Below are 7,660 nucleotides of genomic sequence, written 5' to 3' on the forward strand. Positions count from 1 at the left end.
AGATCCGCTCTTCCGCGCTGTTCGCTTACTTCTCGATTATTTTCCACCGTTGATTGCTCCGCCCGTGCTCGTGCCATTGAATGACCGGAGCGTTGTCTTCCTCGCTCTCGGCAAATACGTCAAGCGCCTTCCCGCTGAAACGGTTGACCAGAACGAAAGAGTCCGCTCCGGTATCCTTGATGCTCCAGTGCTGGCTCTCGTGTTCGAACGGCGTCCATTGAACGATCCGCTCGCCCTCTTCCGTCGATCGATTCGGGGGGCACAGCGCTTTTCCGCTATGGCAATTCACGATTCTGTAAAACCCGGATTCGACCGCTTCGAACCGCCATTGTTGATTCGCATGGCCGTGACTGCCCAGTTGGATGATCGGCGCTCCGTCGGCGGTCGACGCTTCCGCCGCATCAAGCACCTTTCCGCTGCGAACGTTCGCGATTTCATAACGAGCATGCGGCTTCGGCACGAAAGCGGAAGAGCGCTGGCCGGCCGACTCCGCGTAAACCGCCGCTAATGTTTCGGCGACGCGAGCTACGTTGCGGAGGGCGCGATTCGTTTCTTTTTCGGTGTAACGCAAGCCCAACCGGGTAACGCTTGAATGGAATGGCCTTTTTAGGAACTTCGGTTCTTCATCGTCCCACGCATAGTACGTGGAATATTGTAACGCTAACTGCTGCAGATGCTCGACGCTGTCGATTTCCCCGCTTAAGAGCTGCTCATACATCTTCTTCCAATGCCAGTTTTCATCGTGCCTTTTGTCGGGGCGGCTGACGTGGGTAATCCATCCGACGATCACTTTGGATTTCAATTGTTCCAACGAACGGATCGGAAAATGCGCAAGCCGTAAGCCGGCAGCTTCTTCGTGCGCTGCGTCGCCGTTTGCGGTCACGCTATGATTGCCTAAGTTCAGCATGAGTTCCTTCGAGAAAACCAAACGACTGGGGATAATGACTTTATAAAAGGTTTCGTATTCATCCAAGCGCGCATGTTCCATCCGCTTCGGAATGAACAATTCATCCGGATTGTCGCCGCGGCAAGGGACGTACGTGCGCCACTTCACCTTCGTGATTCGATCGAGCGGAAGCCGCTCCAGCTCCGTACGCGGATTGCCGCTTTCCGCCGTAATCAAAAACTCGTCACCGTCAAGAGGCACGATGAGGTCGAAACTCTCGTCGCGGGCCGCCTCCCAGAGCAGCTTCGTCATGTGTTGAGGCTGCGAGTAGGCCGGATCGTTGCCGCGATTTCGCTTCACGGTCAACGGGAGCCCTTCCGCTTGCAGCCGTTCGAGAATCTCGTACGTCCCGTCTATACTGTCGTTATCCAAAATGATCATGTGGTCGACGACTTGCAAGTTAAAGCGGACGAACGACTCGATAATATCGGCTTCGTTCTTCATCATGGATATGGCGGCGATCCCTTTCGCTCGGGTCTTCCCTCCATAAACAATCATTTGAAAACGATGAAAATCCACGCCGAAACGATCGCATATTTGCAGCAGTTCTTCGAGCGCGCTGCCCCTTTTATTGAGATACAAGTCTCCGCCGCCAACGGGTCTCGTGTGCTTCACGACGGTCTCATCGATAACGGCCATCTTATCGGCGGGGTAGCCGAGGAGCTTGCCCCAGACGAAATCGATCCACGCGAAGGTCGTGATCTCGAAGGTGTGCATTAATTGCTGCAGCGCATATTGGGAGAAAATCGGAGCCATGACTTCGACGAAATTCGTATAGCGCAGCGAATAATTCCGATTTCTAATGGTGATCCAGTGCGAGTGGTACGAATCTTCCGTGATGGCCGGCTGCGCCAGCCATAATTGATGCTCGCGAAACATTCGGAACATGCGATTGATCGTACCTTGGTCGGCGCTGATGTCGTCGTCGCATAACCATACCGCTTCGTAACGGGAGAACAGCTCCGGCCGGCTGCGATACAGCTCGGCGAACCGCCTGAATTTGTTCTCGCCCTTCGCCTGCGAATAATAGTCGGCGTCCTCCGAATAGCGCCCTTCTTGATCGCCGTAATATTCGATATAGAGATCGAAATTCCGTTCTTCGGCACGGTTCAGCCACTCTTGATGCAGAGATCGGTCGCTTGCGCGGCAAAAAACGAGGTACGGTCTCAACGCGACCCCTCCGTTCTGTTTATCCGTTGGTTACAGGACATAGCGATAGTCCCACACCTTCTTCTGCTGAAGCATGGCTTTCTGCTTTCGGAACGGCTCCCATGCCGTCAGCAGCACCAGATGAGAACAGGAAGAAACGCAGTCCTCCAGCCGGTCGGCGTACGAGATCTTGAAAGAATACTGCTTACGAAAGTTGGCCGTCGCCATCGGGTCGTACGCCGTAATATTCGTGTACCCGCGCATAAGGAGCCTCTCGATAATGCCTTTCGCCGGCGTATCCCGAACGTCGTCGGAATCGGGCTTGAAGGATAGACCCAGAATGCCGATCGCGTCCTCCGGTTTCGCAGCGGAGGCGATTTCATCGACGATACGATCCTTCACAAGCTTATTGATCTCCAACACGCTGGCCAGCAGACTCGGCTCGTACGAATGCTTTCTCATCAAGGCGACGAGCGCCTGCGTGTCCTTGGGCAAACAGTATCCGCCGAAGCCGCAGCCGGGGTATGCGTACGTCGACATTTTCGCGGGATGACCGAACCATCTCTTATCTTGATGCAGCACGCTGAAGGCCGTCTGGATATCGATATCGCCGATCCGTTTCGCAATCAAAGATTGCTCGTTCGCGAAGCTGATCAAAGTGGCCAGCAGCGTGTTGGATAAATATTTAATATACTCTGCGGTTTCCGAAGACACGCGATGGATCGCTGCGCCGAAAGGCGTGTATACCTCCTCCAAGATGTCCCCGCTCCGCGCGTCCTCTTCGCCGATCACGATCCGATCCGGATGAATGAAGTCTTCCCAGGCAAAACCTTCGCGCAAAAATTCCGGATTGGCCGCGAGGCCGATGTCCTTGCCGACGGTGAAGCCTAGACGCTCGACGAACGAACGGATTTGATCGCGGGTCGTAGACGGCGGCACGGTCGATTTCACGACTAGGGCGACGAACTGGTCTGGATTCCGGCTGGAAATGACGGCTTCTATGGCCGCGAAGATATACTTGAGGTCCGCCTCCCCGTCGTCGCCGCTAGGGGTTCCTACGCAAATAAATACGAGGCGGCTGTCTCGCACCGACGACTCGAGGTCGTCCGTAATTTGAAATCGTCCGTTCTTCAGATGCTGCTCCAATTTTTCATTCAGCATCGGTTCGTAATACGGCACCTTCCCGTTCTTGAGAAGGTCCGTTCGAAGACTGTCGATGTCGTACCCGTACACGCGGTAACCCTTCTCGCAAAAGCCGAGCGCCGTCGTTAACCCGACGAAGCCCAGCCCCATGACCGTAATCATTCCGGCGCCCCCCCTTGTTTCAGGAACAGCAAGTAACGCCGCACTCCCTCTTTCACGTCGACGGACGGCTCGTATTGAAGCAGCGATCTCGCCTTGGTCAAATCCGGGCATCGGCGCGACGGATTATGCGTCAAATACGATTTGTCCTCCGAGACGGCGTACTCGATCGGAACGTGTTGTCCGAACAGTTCGGCCGCCGCTTCCCGGTATATTTCCGCCAAGCTTGAGACCGATATTTCGGGACGATCGATGCCGATGTTGAATACGTCGAATCGACCGTGCAGCATCGCTTTCAAATATCCGACCCACGCATCCGCAATGTAGCAGAACGTTCGGGTAGGCCGCCCGTCCGAAAACATGCGAATCGGTTCGTTGCGAAGCACCGCTTTCGCGAAATCGGCAGGAACGCGGGTGTCCGTAAGCCTCATTCCGGGTCCGTAGTTGTTGAAGGGGCGGACGACCGCGATCGGCATGCCGTACCGCTGAGCATAAAGGTAGCAGAGCGTTTCTCCGAAGCGCTTCGCTTCATCGTAACAAGCGCGGGGGCCGATCGTCTGCACATTGCCGCTGTAGGACTCAGGCGTCGGAATTTGATCGGGCGCGGGATCGCCGTAAATTTCGCTGCTCGAGAAAAATAAAAATCCTTTCACATGAGCGTCCCTCGACCAATCCAGCAGCCGCCGCAATCCCCACACATTGGCGTCCACGGTCTCGATCGGATACAGGCGGTAATACGTCGGAGAAGCGATCGAGGCCATGTGAACGATAAAGTCTACTTCGCCGATCCGCTCTAGATCGGAATCTTGCATTTTAGTAATGTCGAGATCCATGAATTCGAATAGGTTCGGATCCAAATGATGAATCCAATCCGGTTTTCCTAAACGGAAATTATCGATCGCCGTTACTTTTTGAATGCCGAGTTCATCCTTATATTCATGGAAGAACGATAACAAATAAAACCCGAGAAAGCCGGCGCAGCCCGTTACTAAAATGGTGGACCGGTTCAATTTCCCGCGTTCCTCCATAGACAATTGACTCATGATATATTTCAAGTCTTCATAATAAATCTGATTTTTATAGGGCGTTTTCATTCCCAGCCTCCTACTATTCGTCTAAACTCTTAAGACCGTCCTCGAGGCGGACGGACGCCTTCCAGCCCGGCAGCATTTCGCCGCGGTTCCAAGGGATCATGACTTGCCGCTGCCGGTACGGCTGGGCACCCCAGTCGACATTCAACCGTTTTCCCGTAATGTCTATATACAAGTGAATGAGGCTTTTCAGTTGGATCGGCTTGCCGGAGCTCAACATATACTTTTTTGAGCCGATGGTTTTATGTCGAACCACCATTTCCGCAGCGATCTCGTAGCCGCGAACGACATCGTCGATATGAACGACATCCAGCCATTGCTCTCCCGGCGTCATTTGCAGCCTCTGACCGGTTTTTGCAGCTTGAGCGAGCTCCGTAAAAATTTTCCTGCGCGGATCGTTCGGCCCGTACGTTTCGAACAAGGTGAGGGTAATGGCACGGACGGATCCCGTTTCCGTATAATAGGAAAGAATGGATTCGAACGCTTGTTTGGTTGCCGCATACAGGTTAACGGGATTGTAATCGTGCTGCTCGTAATGCTGTACATGAGTAGCCGTGTTGACGATGCAGACGACCCCTTCCATCCGCATCGCTTCGAGCAGCTGCGCCCCGAACAGCACATTGCTTTGCATGAGCGGTTCTACGAGATCCGGCTCATGGTTCGCGAGGACAAGCGACGCCAGATGAAACACCACTTCCGGCTTGGCGCTGCGCATAATGTCCAGCATGCTCTTTTGCGTGCCGTCATGAACGTGAATCGTAACCTGATTCGCGCCGGAGCTCAGGTTGTCAAGCTTCGACGTCGGTCGTACGATCGCATGAACGTTCCATCCGCGGTCGAGCAAATAACGGGTTAAAGAAGAACCGATATACCCGGTCGCTCCGGTGATCAAACAAGTGCGGCCGGTCGTCGTCTCGTTCACGAACCTCCCCCCCACATCTTCCAAGGGGCTTTGCCTGCAGCCCACAATTGTTCCAAAGTCGTTCTGTCATGCACCGTGTCCATCGGATGCCAAAAACCAGAATGCTTGTAGGCGAACAATTCTCCATCCTCCGCCAGCCGCTCGAGGGGCGTTCGTTCGAAAATGGTCTGGTCGTCTTCGATATAGTTGAACACCTCCGGTTGGAGGACGAAGAAACCGCCGCTGACCCAGCCGCCGTCGCCGCTCATTTTTTCAATGAACGCTTTGACTTTTCCGCCGTTCTCCAATGCTAAGGCTCCGAATCTGCCCTTCGGCTGGACGGCGGTGATCGTAGCGATTTTTCCGTGGGATTGATGAAATCTGGTGAGCTCGGTTAAGTTAATATCCGCGACGCCGTCTCCATACGTGAGCAAGAAGGGCTCGTCGCCTACATATTTCTGGATTTTTTTGATCCTTCCGCCTGTCATAGTTTCCAATCCGGTCTCGGCCAGAGTGATTTTCCAATGTTCGGCGTCGACGCGAAGAATATCATGGCTGCCCGTACCCGTATCAACGCGGAGATCTGCTTTACGGAGATGGTAGTTCAAAAAATACTCTTTGATCACGGAACTCTTATATCCTAAACAAATAATGAATTCCGTGATTCCGTAGCAGGCATAGATTTTCATGATATGCCACAATATGGGTCGGCCCCCGATCTCGACCATAGGCTTCGGTTTGTGCTGCGTCTCTTCGCTCAACCGGGTACCGAACCCCCCCGCAAGTATGACGGCCTTCACTTCGCTCACTTCCTCCCTGTAAAGTTACCCTATTACTATATGGTGGACGCGCTTCGGGGAAACGGGCTATACGCGCAATTTTAGAAGGAATAAACGACCGCGCATTTCGGGAAGTTGCTAGCCTGCATGAAACTAGCCGTATCACATTCCGGCTTTTGAAAATATACATGTAGAATTAGCGGACAATCAGAGGTGATGAAATGGCGGATCTCGGCTTTGAAATGATTCCGATACAGCCGTACGAGGATCAGCGCGGAAGCCTTAAAAAAATCATAATGAAAAGTCTTTTGCAAGAGGTTGCGGAAATCCAAGAAGTATATTTGCTCTATTCCGAAAAGGATAGCGTAAGGGGCAATCATTACCACAAAAGGACGCTGGAATATTTCACAGTGGTAAGCGGCACAGCGAAAATCACCCTGATGCATTTGGACACAAGCACGGTGAAAGAAATCTATGTTTCATCCCATGATCATCTGGTGATTAAAGTCCCGCCGTACGTCGCGCATGCGTTCAAAAACGAGGCAGATCAGCCGTTAATCATGCTGGCCGTTTCTTCCAAAGAGTACGATAAGCAGGATACGGACACTTTCCCGATGGAAATTATGAAATAAGCCCGCGCCGATGGAAGGAGAATGGTCATGTTCAAAGAAGTGTCGGTCTTGCTTCCCTACAAAGCGGACAACGGATGGAGAAGCGCCGTTTTTGAGTGGGTGATCCGCTATTATCGCGAGACAATGCCCGAGGCGGAGATTTGCGTGGGAGAAAATGCCGACGAACCCTTCAATCGATCGAAGGCGATTAATGCCGCCGCTCGGAAAGCCGCGCGGCGCGTCTTCGTTCTCGCGGACGGCGACGTCATTTATGACCCGAGTCTGCTCGTCGAAGCGATTCAAACGTTGTCTCACGCGCCGTGGGTAATTCCTTTCAACCGGGTAAGGGATATTACGAAGGAGAAGACGGAAGAACTTCTTCGGAAAGATCCTTGCTGGCCGCTGCCCGGATTGGATGAACGTTGCACGGAAGGGTATATGTCGGAAGCGTTCGCCGGGAAAATCAACATCTTTACTAGAGAAGCTTTTGAAAAAGCCGGGGGCTTCGACGAACGGTTTGTCGGTTGGGGCGGGGAAGACGATGCGTTCCTGAGCGCGATGAAGACGTTCAACGGGCCATTCGTAAGATTGAACAGAACGGTGTATCACTGTTGGCACCCGCACGCGGGACCCGACAGCAATCCGCATTACCAAGCCAATCTGGCGTTGCTGGAACGGTATCACCACGCTCATGGCAATCCGGAAGCGATGCGGCATGTCATTGGCAAGGAATTTAAATAACAATCGAGTAGGAGAGGGCGGCAAGCCCTCGACCTCTCACACCACCGTACATGCGGGTCCGCATACGGCGGTTCCTAAAGGTTAACGAATCTCAAGATAACGAAAAGTCAGACTCAATAGCCCTTGGTCGTTCCAGAAGG

7 protein-coding genes are annotated in these 7,660 nt (G+C 53.2%); 2 read left to right on the forward strand and 5 right to left on the reverse strand.

The features are described from left to right. Positions 1-25 precede the first annotated feature (25 nt). The 5 genes from VE009_RS24045 to rfbF are packed head-to-tail and all read right to left on the reverse strand — an operon-like array spanning position 26 to position 6,189. Positions 26-2,116 carry an RICIN domain-containing protein gene (locus VE009_RS24045; protein ID WP_325012119.1) on the reverse strand — a complete coding sequence of 697 codons (2,091 nt, stop codon included), beginning with the start codon at positions 2,114-2,116 and terminating at the stop codon, positions 26-28. Between the two features lie 30 nt (positions 2,117-2,146). Then, on the reverse strand, positions 2,147-3,400 hold the full coding sequence (locus VE009_RS24050; protein WP_325012121.1) for a UDP-glucose/GDP-mannose dehydrogenase family protein: 1,254 nt from the start codon (positions 3,398-3,400) through the stop codon (positions 2,147-2,149). Then, a complete protein-coding gene (locus tag VE009_RS24055) occupies positions 3,397-4,491 on the reverse strand; it encodes an NAD-dependent epimerase/dehydratase family protein (protein ID WP_325012123.1) in 1,095 nt (364 codons plus the stop codon). The genes VE009_RS24050 and VE009_RS24055 overlap by 4 nt, the downstream gene beginning before the upstream one ends. Positions 4,492-4,504: 13 nt before the next feature. Next, positions 4,505-5,410, reverse strand: coding sequence for an NAD-dependent epimerase/dehydratase family protein (locus VE009_RS24060; protein ID WP_325012125.1), 906 nt, complete (start codon positions 5,408-5,410; stop codon positions 4,505-4,507). Next, entirely contained in the window at positions 5,407-6,189 is a 783-nt protein-coding gene (gene rfbF, locus VE009_RS24065) for a glucose-1-phosphate cytidylyltransferase (RefSeq protein ID WP_325012166.1), read from the reverse strand. The genes VE009_RS24060 and rfbF overlap by 4 nt, the downstream gene beginning before the upstream one ends. A gap of 200 nt (positions 6,190-6,389) precedes the next feature. Here rfbF and VE009_RS24070 point away from each other — a divergent pair, with 200 nt between their 5' ends. Continuing rightward, positions 6,390-6,800, forward strand: a complete 411-nt coding sequence (locus VE009_RS24070) for a WxcM-like domain-containing protein (protein ID WP_325012127.1) — start codon at positions 6,390-6,392, stop codon at positions 6,798-6,800. A 144-nt stretch (positions 6,801-6,944) separates the two neighbouring features. Then, positions 6,945-7,520, forward strand: coding sequence for a galactosyltransferase-related protein (locus VE009_RS24075; protein WP_325012129.1), 576 nt, complete (start codon positions 6,945-6,947; stop codon positions 7,518-7,520). Positions 7,521-7,660 lie beyond the last annotated feature (140 nt).

Origin of the sequence: Paenibacillus sp., from assembly GCF_035645195.1 — a bacterium.
GTDB lineage: Bacteria > Bacillota > Bacilli > Paenibacillales > YIM-B00363 > Paenibacillus_AE.

What these genes read in the sequence shown, in the direction of transcription:
- VE009_RS24050 (WP_325012121.1), bottom strand. Translation starts at nt 3,400, where the DNA reads ATGATTACGGTCATGGGGCTGGGCTTCGTCGGGTTAACGACGGCGCTC.
- VE009_RS24055 (WP_325012123.1), bottom strand. Translation starts at nt 4,491, where the DNA reads ATGAAAACGCCCTATAAAAATCAGATTTATTATGAAGACTTGAAATAT.
- VE009_RS24070 (WP_325012127.1), top strand. Translation starts at nt 6,390, where the DNA reads ATGGCGGATCTCGGCTTTGAAATGATTCCGATACAGCCGTACGAGGAT.